This window comes from Streptomyces sp. NPDC002055, assembly GCF_040296705.1.
Taxonomy (GTDB): Bacteria; Actinomycetota; Actinomycetes; order Streptomycetales; family Streptomycetaceae; genus Streptomyces.
Genome location: NZ_JBEOXS010000058.1, coordinates 14,634 through 34,543 on the forward strand (window position 1 = coordinate 14,634; position 19,910 = coordinate 34,543).

Genomic DNA, 19,910 nt, shown 5'->3' on the forward strand with positions numbered 1-19,910 from the left:
CCCGTACACCGTCCGGGGGTTCGGAGTGGCATCGGATAGCTGACGGTTCGTCAGTTCAGCGCTACCGTGGCAGCCATGGAGAGCTTCCCGAAGATAATCTCGGTGGACGACCACACGGTGGAGCCGGCGCATGTCTGGCGGGACCGGCTCCCGTCGAAGTATCACGACGTCGGACCGCGTGTCGTCCGTGCGCCGCTGAAGGAAATGACCTTCGTCGGCGGGCGGTTCGCGCCGGTGATGGGCGCCCCCGGGGACGACGGACCGCTCGCGGACTGGTGGCTGTACGAGGACCTCCGCAGGCCGCTGACGCGTCTGGACACGGCCGTCGGCTGCTCCCGCGACGAGGTGAGACTCGAAGGAATCACCTACGAGCAGATGCGCCCCGGATCCTTCAGCGTCCCGGAGCGGCTGGCGGACATGGACGTCAACCATGTGCAGTCCGCCCTCTGCTTCCCCACCTTCCCCCGCTTCTGCGGGCAGACCTTCACCGAGGCGAAGGACCGCGAGCTGGGCCTGCTCGGCGTCCGCGCCTACAACGACTGGATGGTGGAGGAGTGGTGCGGCCCCGAGGCACAGGGCCGGCTCATCCCGCTGATCATCGTGCCGCTGTGGGACGCGGAGCTGGCGGCGGCCGAGGTGCGCCGGAACGCCGCCCGGGGCGTCCGCGCCGTGTGCTTCAGCGAGATCCCGCCGCACCTGGGGCTGCCGTCCGTCCACACCGACGCCTGGGACCCGTTCCTGCGGGCCTGCGACGAGACCGGCACGGTGATCGCCATGCACATCGGGTCCTCCTCCCGGATGCCGTCGACCTCGGCCGACGCCCCGGCGGCGGTCGGCTCCACCATCACCTTCGCCAACTGCTGCTTCTCGATGACCGACTGGCTGATGTCCGGGGTGTTCGACCGGTTCCCGAACCTGCGGATCATGTACGCGGAGGGCCAGATCGGCTGGATCCCCTACATCCTGGAGCGCGCCGACGTGGTGTGGGAGGAGAACCGCGGCTGGGGCGGGGTGGCCGACAAGGTGCTGCGTCCGCCGTCCGAGCTGTTCGCCGAGCATGTGTACGGCTGCTTCTTCGACGACGCGTTCGGCCTGCGGAACCTCGACGCGATCGGGGTGGGCAACGTCCTGTACGAGACGGACTACCCGCACTCGGACTCCACCTGGCCGAAGTCCCGGGAGGTCGGCGAGGAACAGATGGGGCATCTGGCGCCCGAGGTCGTCGAGCGGATCGTCCGCGGCAACGCCATCGACCTGCTGGGGCTGACCGCGGACGGCCTCTGGCCGGGCCGGTAGCCCGCTGTCGGCGGTCTTGCCCGAGGTGACGTCGGAACACAACCATGGCCTGCGTGCCGGGGGCTGCCGTGCGCCCGGCGGGCGGCCGAGGCCAAGGTCAAGGTCAAGGCCGAGGAGGTCGTATGGATCGGACTGCGCCCCATCGCACCGCGCCCCATCGCACTGCGCCCGCGGAGCGCCTCGGGTACGGGATGCAGCTTCCCGTCCAGTCGCTCAGCACCCTGTTCGCCGAGCCGTGGGAGGCCGGCGGCGGGCCCGCGGACCTCGCCGCCGTCGCCCGGGCCGCCGACCGGCTCGGCTTCGACTACATCGGCTGCTGCGACCATGTGGCCATCCCCCGGCGGCTGGCCGCCGCCATGGGGACGACCTGGTACGACCCGGTGGCCACGCTCTCCTTCCTGGCCGGTGTCACCGAGCGGGTGCGGCTGCTGAGCCATGTGGCGATCGTCGGGCTGCGGCACCCGCTGGCCACCGCCAAGCAGTACGCCACGCTCGACCGGCTCTCCGGCGGGCGGCTGCTGCTGGGGGTCGGCGCCGGGCATGTGCGGGAGGAGTTCGAGGCGCTCGGGGCGGAGTTCGACGGGCGCGGGCGGGTGCTGGACGAGGCGATCGACGCGCTGCGGGCCGCGCTCGGGCCGGAGGAATTCCCGGAGTTCGCAGGTGAGCACTTCGCGTTCAGCGGGCTGGGGCAGGCGCCCCGGCCCGCGCAGCCCGCCGGGCCGCCGGTCTGGGTGGGCGGTTCGTCGCCCGCGGCGGTCCGCCGGGCCGCGGTCCGCGGTGACGGCTGGCTGCCGCAGGGCGACCCGCGCGACCGGCTGCCCGAACAGATCGCCCGGATCCGGGAACTGCGGGAGCGGGCCGGGGTGCGCGCGCCGATCGTCATCGGGGCCATCGCCGAGCCGCTGTACATCGGCGAACCGGGCTGGGACGTCGGCCGGCGGACGCTGTGCGGCAAGCCCGACCGGATCGCGGAGTCGCTGCGCGCCTATCCGGCCATGGGGGTGCGGCAGCTCCAGGTCCGCTTCCGGAGCCGGAGCCGGAGCGAACTGATCGAGCAGATGGAGGCGTTCGCCACCGGGGTCGGGCCGCATCTCGACGGCTGAGGGCCGAGCGCGAGCACCCAGCACTGAGGACTCTGCACCCAGCACTCAGCACTCGGAACTGACGGACCACCGCCGGCCGCTCGGGAGCGGGCCGGCGGCCGGAGAAGGGTCGACCACGGCCGGGGAGGCAGGCATGGGCAAGCTGGACGGGCGCGTCGTCATCATCACCGGTGCGGCGCGCGGACAGGGCGAGCAGGAGGCACGGCTGTTCGCCGCGGAGGGGGCGGGGGTGATCCTCGGCGACGTCCTCGACGACCGCGGTAAGGACCTGGCCCAGGAGCTGGGGTACCGCGCCCGGTACGTGCACCTCGACGTCGGCCGGGAGGACGACTGGAGCGCCGCGGTGGCCGTCGCCCGGTCGCAGTTCGGGAGGCTCGACGGGCTGGTCAACAACGCCGGGATCCTGCGGTTCAACGAGCTGGTGAACACCCCGCTGGAGGAGTACGAGGAGGTGGTCCGGGTGAACCAGACCGGGGTGTTCCTCGGGATGAAGGCGGTGATCCCGGAGCTGGAGGCGACGGGCGGCGGAACCATCGTCAACACCGCCTCGTACACCGCGCTGACCGGCATGGCCTTCCTCACCGCCTACGCCGCGACGAAGGCGGCGGTCCTCGGGATGACCCGGGTCGCGGCGCTGGAGCTGGCGGGGAAGGGGATCCGGGTGAACGCGATGTGCCCGGGGGCCGTCGACACCCCGATGGTCAACCCCGGGAAGGCCGCCGCGCAGGGATACGGGCCGGAGGGCGGGAGCGGGACGTCCGGCGAGGACAGCGGCGCGACGGACGACAGCAGGGCGAGGGACGACAGCAGGGCGAGGGACGATAGCAGGACGACGGACGACAGCAAGGCCATGTACGACTACTGCGCCAAGGCCGTGCCGCTGGGCCGGATCGGGCGCCCCGAGGAGGTCGCCCGGCTGGCGCTCTTCCTCTCCTGCGAGGACTCCTCCTATGTCACCGGCCAGCCCTTCGTCATCGACGGCGGCTGGCTGTCGGGGGTCTCCGTGCTGTGAACGCGTGCCGTCGGCTCCTGGGCCCTGTCGGCTCGCAGCGGGGCCGGCGGCCCGGCGTCCGCAGCGCCGGAAGCGTGCTGCGGACGCCGGTGCACCGGGAGCCCCGGCGCTGTGTCCGTGCGGCGCGGGCCCCTGCCCGCCGTCAGCCGGCCCGCGGTCCGTCGCGCCGGAACCCGCTCAGGACACCAGCGGCTGTTCCTCCAGTTCGGTCAGCCGTACCGTGCACAGGCCGCCGCGCTCGGACTTGACGTGTGTGACCTTGAGCTGGGTGCCCGGCGAGAGGATGAATTCCTCTTCGTGGGTGAACGCGGAGAAATTGCGGATGCCCACTGCCCGGGCGGGGGTCACCTCGAAGAGTGTCCGCTTGCCGCGGCTGCCGAGGAACGACCGTGCCACGCCGAGCTCGGGCGTGCAGGAGGAGACGCCCCACCAAGTCACCGTCCGCCCCACCGGGTACTGCGACCGCAGGTCCAGCGAGACTCCGCGCCACAACGGCTCCGTGCGGACCGGAAGCTCTCCCACCGCGGAGAACAGCAGCCGCAGATACGGGAGATACGGAAGGGCGCGGGCCCGGTCCGGGGCGCGCAGGACGGCGTTGATCTGCCGGTAGAAGGCGGACGGACAGGTGTAGAGATAGAGCGCGGCAATCGCGTCGGCGGACAGCCCCCCGGCGGCTTCGTCCGCCCTCCGCTTGCCGAATTCGTAGGACTGCCTGACATGCCGGTCGAGACTCGGCAGCAGGGCGACGACCGGGGCGACGGCGCTCCGGAAATCCATGAGCGGGGTGTCGAACACGCCGGTGATCGCGGGGAGGGCGAGGCCCTCGTCCTTGACGCTCGCGAGCCGTTCCAGATAGAGCTGGTGCAGCTCCATGGTGGACGTGATGAACGCGCCCATGCGCTCGGCGGTCCCGTCATCCGCGCCGCCGTCCTCCGCCGCGCTCTCGTTCCACCCCTTGCTCGGCAGCCAGTCGACCTGGTCGGTGCCCAGCGACGCGAGGGCTTCGTTCACCGTCCCGAAGTGGTCGCCGTCGCAGAATATGTCGCCCTGGGCCGCGGGATTCGGGTGGTCGATGTGCCGGACATCGACGTCGGGGTACTTCTCCTGGAGCCGGAGGACCACCTTTTTCAGATTGCGGGCATGCGCTCCCCACCACGCGAAGACGACGCCGCGGTCCTCCTCGTCCGCATTCTGCTTCGCCTTGAGGATTTCCTCGACGATCCGCTCGGTCACCGGACGCCAGAATGCGGTGTGCCGGTCGCTTCCCCGCGCCTCGGTGGTACTCGCGGTCAGCGCCGCGTTCAGCAGCAGCACGCCCTGCGTCAGCATGGCCTGGAACCATTCCGGCGGCTGGACGGTCTCCTGCTTCTTCAGCAGCGAACGGATATCGGCGATCGGGGTCTTCTTGGGAATTCCGTGCTTCCACATCGCCGCCGCTTTGATGATGCAGCGAATGCTGACGACCCTGCCGAACTGGCTGTCCGTCCAGTCGTGAAAGGTGTTGTCGAACATGGCGATGCCGGTCGCGCTCTCCGGCCGCGGGTAAGGATTCTGGCCGAAGACGACGACCTTCCACTTGTGCGGCGGATGGGGCTTGAGCGCCTGGAAGGTCAGTTCCCGGGCCGGAACGACCTCCGGGGCCCGGCCGGAGCCGATGAATCCGGCCGCGCCCGGCTGTGCCTCGATGACCGGCTTCAGCAGCGGAAGCCACGGTTCACCGCCGCCGGTGAAGAGTTCGGCGAGGGCCAGCGGGTCATTCGGGTCGGGCTCGGCCGGGGTGGTGGCATCGCTCATGGTGAAAGGGGCTCCGCATGGTCGAACCGCGCCGCTGAAAAGCGCGGTTGGCGAGATGGTCGTTTTCCAGGCGAAAACCCTGAAGGTGACGGAAAGGGCTCTGGAAGGGCATGCGTGCCGGAGTCGGCCGACAATCGTGGGCTGCGTCCCATTTCAGGGGGTTGCTCCGCGGAAAACTGGCGGCAGGCTAACACGGGTCACTCCCGCCGCAACGATGACGGTGCATCACGGACCGGCGTCCATAGGGGCGTTGTCAGTGGGGCGGGATAGCTTCCTGAGTGACGGAAGAGCCGTATCCCGATCGGAGTGCACGATGACCGTGAACCGCCCGCAGTCGCCGCTCAAGGTGGTCCTGGCCGACCTCAACGCCGACGTGGTGGAGGCGTGGCGGGCGGCGTTCGCCGACACCCCCGGAATCGAGATCCGCAAGGGCTCGATCCTCCGTCAGAACGTCGACGCCTGGGTCAGCCCGACCAACTCCCGCGGCCGGATGGACGGCGGGGTCGACGCGGCCATCAAGCGGCATCTCGGGGCGGGCATACAGCTGCGCGTGCAGCGGGCGATCCGCGACCGGTTCGCCGGGAGCCTCCCGGTGGGCAGCGCGGTGTGCGTTCCGTCCGGGGCGGTCAGCCCGAAGTTCCTCATCTCGACGCCGACCATGGAGTCGTCCGCGCAGAACGTGAGCGAGACCCTGAACGTGGCCCTGGCGTGCGCCGCCGCGTTCCAGGCGATCCACCAGCAGAACCGGGAGGCACCGGGCAGCATCACGTCGGTGGCCCTGGTCGGGATGGGGGCCCGGACCGGCCGGGTGCCGGCCCGGGTCTGCGCCAACCTCATGTGGACCGGGCACACCCTGTTCCAGGACCACTGCTTCGAGGGCTACGACGACCTGCGCAGCACGATCGTCGCGCAGCTCGACGACCTGGAGAGCGCGCCCGTAGAGCAGCGGGTGCGCATCGCGCCGCCCGAGCGCTCCACCGCGCGCCGCTGACCGGCTCCGCCCGGTCCGGCAGTGCCTGTCAGGGCCCCGCAGGCCCGTCCCGTACGCCCTGCGGAGCCCTGCCGGCGCCTCGTCGCCCCGCCTCGGCCCCGGCCTATGTGACGCATCGTCGTCTCTTGACGGTCCGGGGCCGCGGTGCGAGAGTCGAGCCATGATCTGACGGAGTGTCAGAAACAGAGGGGCGGTGAACCTCCTTGGAATTCGGACTCTTTGTGCAGGGGTATGTGCCCGCAGCGCGGACGCGGACCGACCCCGAGGCCGAGCACCACGCGCTGATCGAGGAGACCGAGTACGTCATCCAGGCCGACCGCTCGGGCTTCAAGTACGCCTGGGCCTCGGAGCACCACTTCCTGGAGGAGTACTCGCATCTCTCGGCCAACGACGTCTTCCTCGGCTACCTGGCCCACGCGACCGAGCGCATCCACCTCGGCTCCGGGATCTTCAACCCGCTGCCGCAGGTCAACCACCCGGTCAAGGTCGCCGAGAAGGTCGCGATGCTCGACCACCTCTCGGGCGGACGGTTCGAGTTCGGATCGGGGCGCGGCGCGGGCAGCCACGAGATCCTGGGATTCCTGCCGGGTGTGACCGACATGAACCACACCAAGGAGATCTGGGAAGAGACCATCGCCGAGTTCCCCAGGATGTGGCTCCAGGACGAATACCCGGGCTTCCGGGGCAAGCACTGGTCGCTGCCGCCGCGGAAAGTCCTGCCCAAGCCGTACGGGGCGTCACACCCCGCCATGTGGTACGCCGCCGGCTCCCCCTCCTCCTACGCCATGGCCGCCCGCAAGGGCCTGGGGGTCCTCGGCTTCAGCGTGCAGAAGGTCGCCGACATGGAGTGGGTCGTCGACTCCTACAAGACCGCGATCGAACAGGCCGAGCCGGTCGGCGGCTTCGTCAACGACAACGTGATGGTGACCTCCACCGCGATCTGCGCGGAGACCTCCGAGAAGGCCCGCCGGATCGCGGTCGACGGCGGCCTGAACTACCTCCAGTCGCTGCTCTTCCGCTACCACGACACCTTCCCCCGGCCCGAAGGCATACCCGAGTGGCCGGAGCTGCTGCCCGAGTACACCGAGGAGATCGTCGAACTGCTCATCAGCGAGGAGCTGATGATCTGCGGCGACCCGGACGAGGTGCTCCGGCAGTGCAAACGGTGGGAGCAGGCGGGCGCCGACCAGCTCTCCTTCGGCCTGCCGATCGGGATCCCGTACGAGGACACGATGAACACGATCAAGCTGATCGGTGAGCATGTGATCCCGAAGATCGACACCGATCCGGTGCACCGCACCACGCGCTTCCGCCGGGCCGCCGCGAGCGGCTGAGCGGCTGAGCGCGCGGGAGCCGGGTGCTCCGGTGCCGGTGCCGGTGCCGCGGCCCGGTGCATCGGAGTCGGGCCGGTTCCCCGGTCCGAGCCGGTGCCTCGGAGCTGGGCCGGTGTCCCCGGTCCGAGCCGGTGTCCCGGAGCGGCCGGTGCGCCGAGCCGGTCCGGTGTTTGCCGGAGTGGGCCGGAGCGCCGAGCCGGAGCTTCGGGCCGAGCCTGAGCTTCGGGCCGAACCGGCGCCCCGGGCCGAGCCCGCGCACCGAGCCGAACCGGCGCCCCGGGCCGAGCCCGGGGAAGCGCGGTGGCCGGGCCGCCACCCGGCGTGCTCCTCCCCGGAACCCGGGACGCCCCCTGTCCGGCAGGGGACGTCCCGGACGGGACGGCGGAATCCCGGTCCGCCGTCCCGGTGGCGGCCCCGGCCGGACGGTTTCCGCGGCGGCGGTCCGCCGCGCGGGCCCCCGGCCGGGGCCGGTACCGGCAGGCGGCCACGATCCGGGACGTGCGCGCCGCCGACGGCCCCGACGGCCCGACGGCCCCGACGGCCGCGGCGGAGCCCGACGGCATCTTCCAGGACCGGAACGACGACCAGCCGAGAAGGGAATCCCGCCATGCTCGACCACCTCATCCGGGGCGCGACCGTCGTGGACGGCACGGGCACACCCGGGTACGTCGCCGATGTCGGCCTCCGGCAGGGCCGGATCGCGGTCGTCGCCGCGCCCGGGACCGTCACGGAGGAGGCGCGCGGCACCGAGGACGCGACCGGGCTGGTGCTCACCCCCGGCTTCGTCGACCCGCACACCCACTACGACGCGCAGCTGTTCTGGGACCCGTATGCCACCCCGTCCATGCACCACGGCGTGACCACCGTCGTCGGCGGCAACTGCGGTTTCACGCTCGCGCCGCTCAACCCCGAGCGGCCCGGGGACGCCGACTACACCCGCCGGATGATGAGCAAGGTCGAGGGGATGTCCCTGGTCGCGCTGGAGGAGGGGGCGCCCTGGAACTGGTCGTCCTTCGGCGACTACCTGGACGCCCTGGAGGGGCGGATCGCGGTCAACGCCGGCTTCATGGTGGGGCACTGCGCGCTGCGCCGGCATGTGATGGGCCCGGACGCCATCGGCGGACAGCCCACCCCGGAGCAGCTGGACCGGATGCTGCGGCTGTTCCACGACGCCATGGACGCCGGGGCCTGGGGGCTGTCCACCACCCAGTCCGCCACCCACTCCGACGGCGACGGCGAACCGGTGGCCTCGCGGCACGCCCGGCCGGAGGAGCTGCTGGCCCTCTCCCGCGCCGTGGCCGAACACGAGGGCACCCAGCTGGAGGCCATCGTCGGCGGCTGCCTCGACCGGTTCAGCGACGAGGAGATCGACCTCTTCGTGGCGATGACGGCCGCGGCCGGACGCCCGCTGAACTGGAACGTGCTCACCATCGACGCGGCCGTGCCGGACCGCGTCCCCCGCCAGTTGCTGGCCTCCGAGCGGGCGCGGGCGGCGGGCGGCCGGATCGTGGCGCTGACCATGCCGATCCTCACCCCGATGAACATGTCGCTCGGCACCTTCTGTGCCCTCAACCTCCTCCCCGGCGGCTGGGGCGAGACCCTCAGCCGTCCCGTCCCGGAGCGGATCGCCGCCCTGCGCGACGCGGAGGTCCGGGCCCGGCTGCTGCGCGGCGCGCAGAGCGAGGAGGCCGGGGTCTTCCGGCGGCTCACCGACTTCGCCCGGTACGTCATCGGGGACACCTACTCCGCCGCCAACGAGGAGCTCACCGGCCGGGTCGTCGGCGACATCGCCGCCGAACGGGGCCAGGACCCGCTCCAGGCCATGGTCGAGATCTGCGCCGCCGACGAACTGCGCACCGTGCTGTGGCCGATGCCGACCGACAACGACCCGGCCAGCTGGGAGCTGCGGCGGCAGGCCTGGAAGCACGAGGACGTCCTGCTCGGCGGCTCGGACGCGGGCGCCCATCTGGACCGGATGTGCGGCGCGCCGTACACCACCCGGTTCCTCGGCGACTGTCTGCGCGGGCGGCGCCTGGTCGGGCTGGAGCGGGCGGTGCAGATGCTCACCGACGAGCCCGCGCGGCTGTTCGGCCTGCGGGACCGGGGCCGGATCTTCGAGGGTGCCCACGCGGACCTGGTCCTGCTCGATCCGGAGCGGATCGACGCCGGCCCGGCCCGGCTGGTGCACGACCTGCCCGGGAACAGCCCGCGGCTGGACTCCCGCGCGGTCGGCGTGGTGAGCGTCCGGGTCGGCGGGGTGGAGACGGTCCGGGGCGGCGAGGTGACCGGCGCCGTGCCGGGGACGGTGCTGCGCTCCGGCCGGGACACCCGGACGGTGAACACCGCGGACTGAACACCGTGGACCGAGCGGGGCGGACCGAGCGGGCGGACCGAGCGGGGCGGGGACGTGGGCGGGCGTGGAGCGACGGCGGCTCCGGGGCCGCCGTGGGAAAACCGGGGCCGCCGTGGGAAAAAACGGAACCGGGAGGAAACGGGCGGCGGTGCGGTTCCCGTATCCGGAAGTGCGGCGTCAACTCCTCCAGTTGTGTGGCGCGGCGGCCTGTTTGCATTTCATTGCTAGATTGGATGGCCCGAATCGCTTGCGAAACAGAGGTCCGGCGGATCCGCTCTTTCTCCCCCGGATGCGGAAACAGCAGCCTTTAGCGTCCTCTGCATGGTTCAGGCAGACACCCGGCTGCACGCCGGCGACACGGCACCGGCCGCCGCTACGAGCGGCGCCGGTGCACCGCGGCCGGACGGCGGTGCGCCCCGGCCGGACTCCGCGGACGTCCGCACCAAGGGCCTGGGCGGCGGCTCCGTCGGGCTGACGGCCAGTGCCGTCATCGGCATCTCCACCGTCGCGCCCGTCTACTGCCTGACCTCCACCCTCGGTCCCACGGTCGGGGAGGTCGGGCTGCAGATGCCCGCCGTCTTCCTGGCCGGCTTCCTGCCGATGCTGCTGGTGGCCTTCGCCTACCGGGAGCTGAACCAGGCCGTACCGGACTGCGGCACCTCGTTCACCTGGACCGTGAAGGCGTTCGGGCCGCGGGTCGGCTGGATGTGCGGCTGGGGGCTGGTGATCGCCACGATCATCGTGCTCTCCAACCTGGCGGGCGTGGCGACGTCCTTCTTCTATCTGCTGCTCGGCGAGCTCACCGGCAGTACGGCGGTGGCGGAGCTCGACGGGAACAAACCGGTGCACGTCCTCACCTGTCTGGTGCTCATCGCGGCCGCCACCGCGATCGGCTACCGGGGGATGACCGCCACCAAGGGCGTGCAGTACGCCCTGGTCGGGCTGCAGCTCGCGGTCCTCGCGGCGTTCGTGGTGATGGCCGTGGGCAAGGCCCGGTCCGGGGACGTCGCCGCGTCCCTGGGCTTCTCCTGGAGCTGGGTGAACCCGTTCGCCGTGCAGTCCTTCGGGGCCTTCACCGCCGGGCTGTCGCTCTCGATCTTCATGTTCTGGGGCTGGGACGCCTGTCTCACCGTCAACGAGGAGACCGCGGGGGACGGCAAGGTCCCGGGCCGGGCCGCGATGCTGGCCATGGCGGTGCTCGTCGGCTCCTACCTGCTGACGGCCGTCGCGGCCCAGATGTTCGCCGGGATCGGCGAGCGGGGCACCGGCCTCGGCAACCCGGACACCTCCGACAACGTCTTCGCCGCCCTCGCCCACCCGGTCATGGGCACCGGCCTCGGGGTGCTGCTGTTCGTCGCCGTCCTCGCCTCGGCCGCGGCCAGCCTGCAGACGACGTTCATCCCCGTGGCCCGGACCGTGCTGGCGATGAGCACCTACCGGGCGCTTCCGGAGTCCTTCGCCCGGGTCCACCCGCGGTTCCGGTCCCCGGGCCGGGCGACGGTGGCCGCCGGCGCCGGCACCGGGATCTTCTACGCGGGGATGACCTTCCTCAGCGAGAACGTGCTGATCGACACGGTCTACGCGCTGGGCCTCATGATCTGCTTCTACTACTCGATCACGGCCTTCGCCTGCGCCTGGTACTTCCGCCGTGAACTGCGGCACTCCGCACGGGCCGCGCTGGTCAAGGGCGTTGCGCCGGTGCTCGGCGGAACGATGCTGGCCGCGGTCTTCGGCAAGACGCTCCACGACATGTGGGACCCGTCCTACGGCAGCGGCAGCTCGGTGTTCGGGGTCGGCAGCGTCTTCGTCATCGGGGTGGGCCTGCTGGTCCTCGGCCTGGTGATCATGGCCGTGATGCAGCGGCGCAGCCCGGCGTTCTTCCGCGGCGAGGTGCTGCACCGCGCCACGCCCGCGCTGGTCGTCGAGGACTGAGGCCGGGGCTCCGGGAGCGCCCGGTCCGGGCTGATTGATGGGTGCGGGCCCGGGAGTGAGCCCGGACGTGGGTCCGGAGGTGGGCTCGGAAGCAGGTCCGGACGTGGGGCCGGGTGCAGGCCCGGACGTGGCTTCCCCCTCGGGCCCGCGACGAGTCCGAGGGGGAAGTGCCGGGTGGTCATGCGCCCGGCCGTACGGGGATGCCGAGCACCTGGTCAGAGGCGCTGGACGACCTCGCAGTCCGTCAGGACGTCCTGGCTCGCCGCGTCGGCCAGCACGGTGTCCACACCCGGGCCGCAGTCCACGTTGTCGTAGCCGCCGTTGAGGGCGACGATCACGTCGTTGCCCGGGCCGCCGCTGAACGAGGGCTGCGTGGGCGCGCTCGGCCAGCCGTCGCTGTCGTAGAGCCGGTCGTTGCCGCCGCCGCCGTCGATCGAGTCCTGCCCGCGGCCGCCGTCGAGCAGGACCGAGGCGAGCACCTCGTCCGTGGTGACGGCCGAGTCGTTGCCGTCACCCAGGGCGGCGCGGATCGAGGTCAGCGTGCCGGCCGGGCCGCAGTCCGCCGAGTTGGCGGTGACCGTGGTGCAGCCGGGGCCGGCGGTGAGGCTGACGGAGTCGGTGACGATCAGGTTCCCCGTGGTGGCGGAGAAGGTCACCGCGTTGGTCTCTCCGGGCAGGGCCGCGAGGCGGACCTGGGCACCCACCCGGACGACGGCCGCGGGGTTCGCGGCGGCCGAGGTGGTGATGGCCGCTGTCAGGGTGACAGCACCCAGAAGGGGGACGAGGACGCGCGCTCCGCGACGGAGGCGTGCAGCATTCCGTGTCATCGATGCAGTCCTTGCTGTTCGGGCGTGCCCCATCAGCCGTCGGACCCGGCCGGAGGCAGCCACTCGGGGCGTGGCCGCGCACTGGGGCAGCAGTGCTGGACGCGGGCCGAGATGCGGCCCGACGATCCTCAGCGGTACCCGGGCGCCGTCCCACGGCACCGGGTGCGGGCGCAGTACGCTCCGCTGCCGTGCCGGATCCCCCGACCGGGCCTCCCCGGTTGGCGCGGTGCCGGGGGACGGGCTAGTGGGGCGCGCTCCCGGACCGTCGGCGGGTGCCGTGTCGGCGGCCTGCGTACCGGCGGGGTGCCGTGCCGCGTCGGGCCCGTTCGGTCGGTCACGGCGTCGCTTCCGCCCCGTCGGTCCCTGCCCCGTCGGTCCCACCCTCCCCATCAGTCCCGCATCGTCAGTCCCGCCCCAGGAACACCGGGTTGGTCATCGCCGCCATCGTGCCGGGCAGTCCGGAGGATCCGCCGTCCGCCGGTGCGTGCCGCACCTCCGCCCGGACGTAGGCCGCGTACTGCGGTGTCGTCCGCCACTCGACCGTCCCGGAGCCGGAGGCGGGGAGCTGCGCGGCGTGCAGCTGCCCCTGGTCGGTCACCAGGCGGACCGAGCAGCCGGGGGCGCCGGACACCTCCAGCCGCACCGTCACCGGCGTGTCCCGGTCCACCTCCAGCCGTCCGCCGATGCCCGCGTGCTTCCCGCGCCCGCCGGTGGCGCCGAACGTCAGCTCCACCGCCGAGGACTCGGCGATCCAGCTCCGGCCGGCCCGGATGCCCTCCAGGACCGCCGCCCGCGACAGGTCGTCGGCGAGGACCACGGTCTGCGGACGGCCCACCGGCTGCGGCTCGCGGTGGGCGTCGCTGTTGCCCATCGCGGGCAGCCAGCCGTGGCGCCCGGCCCCCGCCCCCGAGCGGCCGGACCGGACGGCCGCCACCAGGGTGTTGTCCCACCCGGCCACGGCTGCCTCGTCGTCCGGGGTGAACGCGCCGTTCCACACCTCCACCGCGTCCGCCTCGTCGAAGCCGAACTTCCAGTTGCAGCCGACACAGGTGCCGTGCGGATGGGCCGGGACGACCAGGCCGCCGGCCTGCCGGATCCGCCGCGCGAACCGGCCGAACACACCGTCGCGGGCGCGGTACCGCCAGTCGATGAAGGTGCCCCCGTCGATGCCGAGGGCGATCACATGACCGTTGCGGGTGGTGACCTCCTCACCGGGCAGCACCAGCAGGTCGTCACCCCACAGCCCCTCCCAGGCACCGTGCCCCGAGACGGTGTTGTGCTCCGTCGTGGTGATGAAGTCCAGCCCCGCCGCGCGGGCCGCGGCGGCGGTCTCGGCCGGGGTGCGCAGCCCGTCGGAGTGGACGGTGTGCAGATGGCAGTCGCCGCGGTACCAGGCCCGGCCCCGGCCCCGCGCCCGCTGCGGCGGGTACACCGGCTCCGGCGTCGTGCCCGGTGCGCCGTACCGCTGGGTGACGGTGACGGTGTAGTCCATGCCCTGCGGCGCGACGGTGTACGGGCCGAGGACCACCTGCCAGGTGCCCGGCCGTACCGGGCCCGCCAGATAGCCGGGCGTCGCCCGTTCCGCGCCGATCGTGAACTCCGTGCGGGCCCCGCCCGACCAGCCGCGGAAGCCCCGGCCGCCCAGCTCGGTGCCGCGCTCGTCGAAGATCCCGATGTCGCAGGCGTTCGTCTGGGTGCCGGGCGGGACGGCCGGCTTGTCGTAGCGGTACGAGACGGTGATCTCGCGGACCCCGTGGTCCACGTCGACCGGGAGATACACGAAGTCCGGCGCCCCGGGCGGCAGGTGGCCGGTGAGCGTCCGGGTCCGCTCCCGGCCGCTCCCGTCCCGGACGGGCTCGCGCGGCTCGGCGCCGCCGGCGACACTCACGCCGCTCACCGTAAGCGCGGTCGCCGCGCCCGTCACCGCGGACGCGCGCAGCAGTCCGCGGCGGTCCCAGCGGTCGGACTCGTGGTCTTCGCACATCGCGCTGACTCCCCAGGGTCGAGAAGGACGGACGAGGGACGTTCCGTGGTGCGCCGTGCCCTCGTATTGAGCCTTGAACGCGGCGACAAGGGAAGAGGTGACGCCGCTTTCGCGCCGGTGACGGCGGCTTCCGGTGCCGTGTGGTGCCGTGTGGTGCCGCGCTCGCGGCCCGCGGCCGGCCCGTCTGTGAACGGCCGGTGACGTGTGCCGGGAGCCGGGTGCGCCGGCCTCGGGAAACGGGCAGGATCAAGGGCCCGGCCCGTTGCCGTCACCGGAGGTGCTCGTGCGCATCGCGACCACGATCTTTCTGACCGATGAGACGATCACGCCCGTGCGGCTCGCCCAGGAGCTGGAGCAGCGCGGCTTCCACGGGCTCTATCTGCCGGAGCACACGCACATCCCGGTCAGCCGGGAGAGCCCGTACCCCGCCGGCGGCCCGCTGCCGCCCGAGTACGGGCGCACCCTCGACCCGTTCGTCGCCCTCGGCCAGGCCGCGGCCGTCACCGAGCGGCTCGGTCTGGGCACCGGCATCACCCTCGTCGCCCAGCACGACCCGATCGGTCTCGCCAAACAGGCCGCCACCCTGGACTTCGTCTCCGGCGGCCGGTTCACCCTCGGCGTCGGCTTCGGCTGGAACGCGGAGGAGGCCGCCGACCACGGTGTGGACCGGCGGCGCCGGCGCGCGATCGTCCGGGACCGGATGGCGCTGATGCGGGCCCTGTGGGCGGCGGAGCCGACGGCGTACGAGGGGGAGTTCGGGTCGGTGAGCGCCAGCCAGGCGCACCCCAAGCCGGTGCGCGCGCCCCGGGAGCGGGCGGGCGCACCGCCGCTCACCGGACCGCGCACGCTGGTCGGCGGCCGTGCCGGGCCCACGCTGCTCGCGCACATCGCGGAGTACGCGGACGGCTGGCTGCCGGTCGGCGGCCGGGGAGTGGCCGAGACGCTGCCGGAACTGCGCCGGGTCTGGCAGGAGGCGGGGCGGCCGGGGGACGGCCCGGAGGTGGTGCCGTACGCCGTGCTCCCGTCCCCGGGGAAGCTCGCCCACTACGCCGAGCTGGGCATCGAGGAGGTCGTGCTGCAACTGCCGCCCGCGGACGAGGCGGAGGTCCTGCGGACCCTCGACGCCTACGCGCAGTACCTCTGAGGCCGGGCGGACCCCCGTGCCTCCGAGGCCGGGCGGACCAGTACCTCCGAGGCGGGGCGGACCAGTACCTCCGAGGCTGGGCGGACCAGTGCCTCTGGGACGGGCCGGCGCGAAGCCGGCTTCGCCCTCCGGCCCGTCCCGGCGGCCGGGTCGCGGCGCCGTGATCAGCCGCACACATCCCCGGCCCCCGCGGGGCCTTTCGCTGCTGGTGAGCGCTCGTATGCTCGGGGGATGACGACCAGCGCGCAGGGGACCGACCAGCCCGGACCGACCGCGAACGCCATGCGCCGGGCGTTGCGCCGGGCCCGCGACGGCGTGGCCCTGGACACGGCCGAGGCCGCCGTCCTGCTCCGGGCCCGCGGGAGCGATCTGGAGGACCTGATGGCCTCCGCCGCCCGGGTGCGCGACGCCGGACTGGAGGCCGCCGGCCGCCCCGGAGTGATCACCTACTCCCGCAGTGTTTTCATCCCGCTCACCCGGCTCTGCCGCGACCGCTGCCACTACTGCACGTTCGCCACCGTGCCCGGCAAGCTCCGCCGGGCGGGCCACGGGATGTTCATGTCTCCTGACGAGGTGCTGGACATCGCCCGGCGCGGCGCCGAAATGGGCTGCAAGGAGGCCCTCTTCACGCTCGGGGACCGCCCCGAGGACCGCTGGCCCGAGGCACGCGAGTGGCTGGAGGCCGAGGGCTACGACGACACCATCGCCTATGTGCGGGCGATGGCGATCCGCGTCCTGGAGGAGACCGGGCTGCTGCCGCACCTCAACCCGGGCGTCATGTCCTGGACGGACTTCCAGCGGCTCAAGCCGGTGGCCCCCTCGATGGGCATGATGCTGGAGACCACGGCCGAGCGGCTGTGGAGCGAACCGGGCGGCCCGCACCACGGCTCCCCGGACAAGGAGCCGGCCGTCCGGCTGCGGGTCCTGGAGGACGCGGGCCGCTCCACCGTCCCGTTCACCAGCGGACTGCTGATCGGCATCGGCGAGAGCTATGAGGAGCGGGCCGAGTCGCTGTTCGCGCTGCGCCGCGTCTCCCGCGCTTACCACGGCCTCCAGGAAGTCATCGTGCAGAACTTCCGCGCCAAGCCGGACACCGCCATGCGCGGCATGCCGGACGCCGAGCTGGAGGAACTGGCCGCCACCGTCGCCGTCGCCCGCCACATCCTCGGCCCGTCCGGCTGCATCCAGGCACCGCCGAACCTGGTCGACGCGGAGTACGCGATGCTCATCGGCGCCGGGATCGACGACTGGGGCGGCGTCTCGCCGCTCACCCCGGACCACGTCAACCCCGAGCGCCCCTGGCCGCAGATCGACGAACTGGCCGAGCACTCCGCCGCCGCCGGCTTCCGGCTGCGCGAGCGCCTCTCCGTGTACCCGGAGTACGTCCGGAAGGGCGAGCCCTGGCTGGACCCGCGGCTGCTGCCGCACGTCCGCGCGCTGGCCGACCCGGAGACCGGGCTGGCCAAGGAGGACGCCCTGCCCGTCGGGCTGCCCTGGCAGGAGCCCGACGAGGGCTTCGCCGCCTCCGGCCGCACCGACCTGCACCGCACCATCGACACCGACGGCCGGACCGCCGACCGCCGGGAGGACTTCGACGAGGTCTACGGCGACTGGGAGGTGCTGCGCGAGGCCGCGGCCCCCGGCATGGCGCCGTCCCGGCTGGACGGCGACGTCCGCGCCGCGCTCGCCACCGCCGCCGACGACCCGACGAAGCTCACCGACGCCGAGGCCCTGGCGCTGCTGCACGCCGACGGTCCCGCGCTGGACGCCCTCTGCCGGATCGCCGACGACCTGCGCCGCTCGACCGTCGGCGACGACGTCACCTACATCGTCACCCGCAACATCAACTTCACCAACGTCTGTTACACCGGCTGCCGGTTCTGCGCCTTCGCCCAGCGCCGCACCGACGCCGACGCCTACACCCTGTCGCTGTCCCAGGTCGCCGACCGGGCCGAGCAGGCGTGGGACGTGGGCGCGACCGAGGTCTGCATGCAGGGCGGCATCCACCCCGATCTGCCGGGCACCGCGTACTTCGACATCGCGCGGGCGGTGAAGGAGCGCGTCCCCGGCATGCATGTGCACGCCTTCTCCCCGATGGAGGTCGTCAACGGGGCCACCCGCACGGGCCTGTCCATCCCCGCGTGGCTGGAGGCGGCCAAGGAAGCCGGTCTGGACAGCATCCCCGGCACCGCCGCCGAGATCCTGGACGACGAGGTCCGCTGGATCCTGACCAAGGGCAAGCTGCCCACCGCCACCTGGGTCGAGGTCATCAAGGCGGCGCACGCGCTCGGCATCCGCTCGTCCTCCACCATGATGTACGGGCATGTGGACCAGCCGCGGCACTGGCTGGGCCACTTCCGGCTGCTCGCCGAGATCCAGCAGGCGGCGCTCGCCGGGGGACACCAGGGCTTCACCGAGTTCGTGACGCTGCCGTTCATCCACACCAACGCGCCCGTCTATCTGGCCGGTATCGCCCGCCCCGGCCCCACCGACCGGGACAACCGCGCGGTCATCGCTATGGCCCGGCTGCTGCTGCACCCGCACATCCCCAACATCCAGACCAGTTGGGTGAAGCTGGGCACCGAGGGCGCGGCGGAGATGCTGCGCTCCGGCGCCAACGACCTGGGCGGCACGCTGATGGAGGAGACCATCTCCCGGATGGCGGGGTCGAGTTACGGCTCGTACCGCTCGATCCGGGACCTGGTGGCGATCGCCGAGGCCGCCGGACGCCCCGCCCGGCAGCGGACCACCACCTACGGCGAGGTCCCGGCCGAACGCCAGGAGGCGGCCCTCGCCTCCGACGGCCACCTCCCCGAACTGCTGCCGGTGGTGGGGGACTGAGGGGCCTTCCCCGCCCGTGAGCCACGCTGTTGCCGCCCTGTCACCGCATGCGGACGCTCCTGTCACCGCACGGGTGCGGGGCGGCGGCAGGCGGCGCATAGGCTGACCGCCATGTCTTGGCAACAGCACCCACAACAGCCCCAGCAGCCCGGGCAGCCGCCCCAGTACCAGCAGCCGCCCCAGCAGGGCGGTTTCGGCCCGGCGCCCGCCTGGCAGCAGACCCCGCCGCCCGCGCCCCAGCCGCCGCGCCGCAACACCAACCGGACGGTGCTGATCGCTGCCGGAGCCGTGGTGGCGCTCTGCGCCGTCGGCGGCGCGATAGCCCTCGCCTCCGGCGACGACGACAAGCCCAACGGTGCCCGCAAGAAGGTCCGTTCCTCCCCGCCGGTCTCCGCCCCGGCCGCCGGCCGCACGGAGGGCCCCGAAGCCCCGAACGCGGGCCCGACGGCGGACGGGCCGATGGTGAAGGGCTGGCAGACGCAGACCCGGGAGGAGCACGACTTCAGCTACGACGTCCCGGGCAAGGCCGAGAAGTGGCAGGTCTTCGACGACGACACCGCCCTGTCCTACAACGACGCCAAGGGCAAGCCGATCGTCGTGATGACCGGCGCGGGCAACTACCGCGAGGGCGGCTGCTCCTCGCAGCCCAACCCCGACGGCGTCGGGGAGGCGGGCAAGGGACAGCTCGCCACCGTCGGCACCACGGGCGGCGGCAAGGACGGCACCCTCCAGGAGAACGCCCGCAACTGGGCCGGTAACTGGGGCTACATCGCCTACGGCGGCGACGAGCACAAGCCGAAGATGGAGGTCGGCCAGGCCAAGCCGTGGAAGCACAACGGCATCGAGGGGTACACCGCCACCGCCAAGGTCACGGTCACCAACCGTCCCAGCAAGTGCGTGCCGCCGTCCGCCGTCGCGGTCAGCATCGCCCAGAAGTTCCCGGACGGGACCATGCACGGCTGGGTGCTCTACGCGGACCAGGGGATCAAGAACGCCCTGACCCCGGCGCAGATTCAGAAGATCATGAAGACGGTGCGGCCCGCGGACGACTGAGGGGTCCTTGCCCTGAGCGCGCGACCCGGGTGGGCAGCGTGCCATGCCCCCTGAGCCGGTGTGTCGCCCGGCGGCGCCGGGCCGTGACCTCCACGGCCCGGCGCCGGGCGCATCCGGGAGCCCCGCAGGCCGGATTCCCGTGCACCGGCTCCCTGCACGCTGGCTTCCCGCACGCCGGCTCCCTGCACGCCGGCTTCCCGCACGCCGGCTCCCTGCACGCCGGCTCCCCGCAGGCCGGCTTCCCGG

13 protein-coding genes are annotated in these 19,910 nt (G+C 72.8%); 10 read left to right on the forward strand and 3 right to left on the reverse strand.

Annotation, left to right across the window (positions count from 1 at the left end):
- Nucleotides 1-75 precede the first annotated feature (75 nt).
- The 3 genes from ABT112_RS27900 to ABT112_RS27910 all read left to right on the forward strand — a co-directional run bounded on the left by ABT112_RS27900 (nucleotide 76) and on the right by ABT112_RS27910 (nucleotide 3,411).
- Entirely contained in the window at nucleotides 76-1,296 is a 1,221-nt protein-coding gene (locus tag ABT112_RS27900; RefSeq protein WP_351514175.1) for an amidohydrolase family protein, read from the forward strand.
- Nucleotides 1,297-1,418: 122 nt separating this feature from the next.
- Entirely contained in the window at nucleotides 1,419-2,399 is a 981-nt protein-coding gene (locus tag ABT112_RS27905; protein ID WP_351514177.1) for an LLM class F420-dependent oxidoreductase, read from the forward strand.
- Between the two features lie 133 nt (nucleotides 2,400-2,532).
- On the forward strand, nucleotides 2,533-3,411 hold the full coding sequence (locus ABT112_RS27910; RefSeq protein WP_351514179.1) for an SDR family NAD(P)-dependent oxidoreductase: 879 nt from the start codon (nucleotides 2,533-2,535) through the stop codon (nucleotides 3,409-3,411).
- A 177-nt stretch (nucleotides 3,412-3,588) separates the two neighbouring features.
- Here ABT112_RS27910 and ABT112_RS27915 read toward each other — a convergent pair whose 3' ends face one another.
- The gene (locus ABT112_RS27915; protein ID WP_351514181.1) at nucleotides 3,589-5,205 is read right to left on the reverse strand and encodes an ADP-ribosyltransferase domain-containing protein; all 1,617 of its coding nucleotides are present in this window, start codon (nucleotides 5,203-5,205) and stop codon (nucleotides 3,589-3,591) included.
- 313 nt (nucleotides 5,206-5,518) lie between these two features.
- Here ABT112_RS27915 and ABT112_RS27920 point away from each other — a divergent pair, with 313 nt between their 5' ends.
- From ABT112_RS27920 to ABT112_RS27935, 4 genes are all read left to right on the forward strand, one after another.
- The gene (locus tag ABT112_RS27920; RefSeq protein ID WP_351514183.1) at nucleotides 5,519-6,196 is read left to right on the forward strand and encodes a macro domain-containing protein; all 678 of its coding nucleotides are present in this window, start codon (nucleotides 5,519-5,521) and stop codon (nucleotides 6,194-6,196) included.
- 203 nt (nucleotides 6,197-6,399) lie between these two features.
- A complete protein-coding gene (locus tag ABT112_RS27925; protein WP_351514184.1) occupies nucleotides 6,400-7,530 on the forward strand; it encodes an LLM class flavin-dependent oxidoreductase in 1,131 nt (376 codons plus the stop codon).
- Between the two features lie 607 nt (nucleotides 7,531-8,137).
- Nucleotides 8,138-9,883, forward strand: a complete 1,746-nt coding sequence (locus ABT112_RS27930) for an N-acyl-D-amino-acid deacylase family protein (RefSeq protein ID WP_351514186.1) — start codon at nucleotides 8,138-8,140, stop codon at nucleotides 9,881-9,883.
- Nucleotides 9,884-10,204: 321 nt separating this feature from the next.
- The gene (locus ABT112_RS27935; protein WP_351514188.1) at nucleotides 10,205-11,815 is read left to right on the forward strand and encodes an APC family permease; all 1,611 of its coding nucleotides are present in this window, start codon (nucleotides 10,205-10,207) and stop codon (nucleotides 11,813-11,815) included.
- 215 nt (nucleotides 11,816-12,030) lie between these two features.
- Here ABT112_RS27935 and ABT112_RS27940 read toward each other — a convergent pair whose 3' ends face one another.
- Both ABT112_RS27940 and ABT112_RS27945 read right to left on the reverse strand, forming a co-directional pair.
- Nucleotides 12,031-12,642 (reverse strand): hypothetical protein, encoded by a 612-nt coding sequence (locus tag ABT112_RS27940; RefSeq protein WP_351514189.1) that lies wholly within the window; start codon nucleotides 12,640-12,642, stop codon nucleotides 12,031-12,033.
- 403 nt (nucleotides 12,643-13,045) lie between these two features.
- The gene (locus ABT112_RS27945) at nucleotides 13,046-14,626 is read right to left on the reverse strand and encodes a CehA/McbA family metallohydrolase (protein WP_351514190.1); all 1,581 of its coding nucleotides are present in this window, start codon (nucleotides 14,624-14,626) and stop codon (nucleotides 13,046-13,048) included.
- A gap of 283 nt (nucleotides 14,627-14,909) precedes the next feature.
- Here ABT112_RS27945 and ABT112_RS27950 point away from each other — a divergent pair, with 283 nt between their 5' ends.
- The 3 genes from ABT112_RS27950 to ABT112_RS27960 all read left to right on the forward strand — a co-directional run bounded on the left by ABT112_RS27950 (nucleotide 14,910) and on the right by ABT112_RS27960 (nucleotide 19,664).
- Entirely contained in the window at nucleotides 14,910-15,770 is an 861-nt protein-coding gene (locus tag ABT112_RS27950) for a TIGR03619 family F420-dependent LLM class oxidoreductase (RefSeq protein ID WP_351514192.1), read from the forward strand.
- Nucleotides 15,771-16,001: 231 nt separating this feature from the next.
- Entirely contained in the window at nucleotides 16,002-18,611 is a 2,610-nt protein-coding gene (locus ABT112_RS27955; protein WP_351514193.1) for a bifunctional FO biosynthesis protein CofGH, read from the forward strand.
- A gap of 111 nt (nucleotides 18,612-18,722) precedes the next feature.
- Nucleotides 18,723-19,664, forward strand: coding sequence for a DUF8017 domain-containing protein (locus ABT112_RS27960; RefSeq protein ID WP_351514195.1), 942 nt, complete (start codon nucleotides 18,723-18,725; stop codon nucleotides 19,662-19,664).
- The last annotated feature ends 246 nt before the right edge of the window (nucleotides 19,665-19,910 follow it).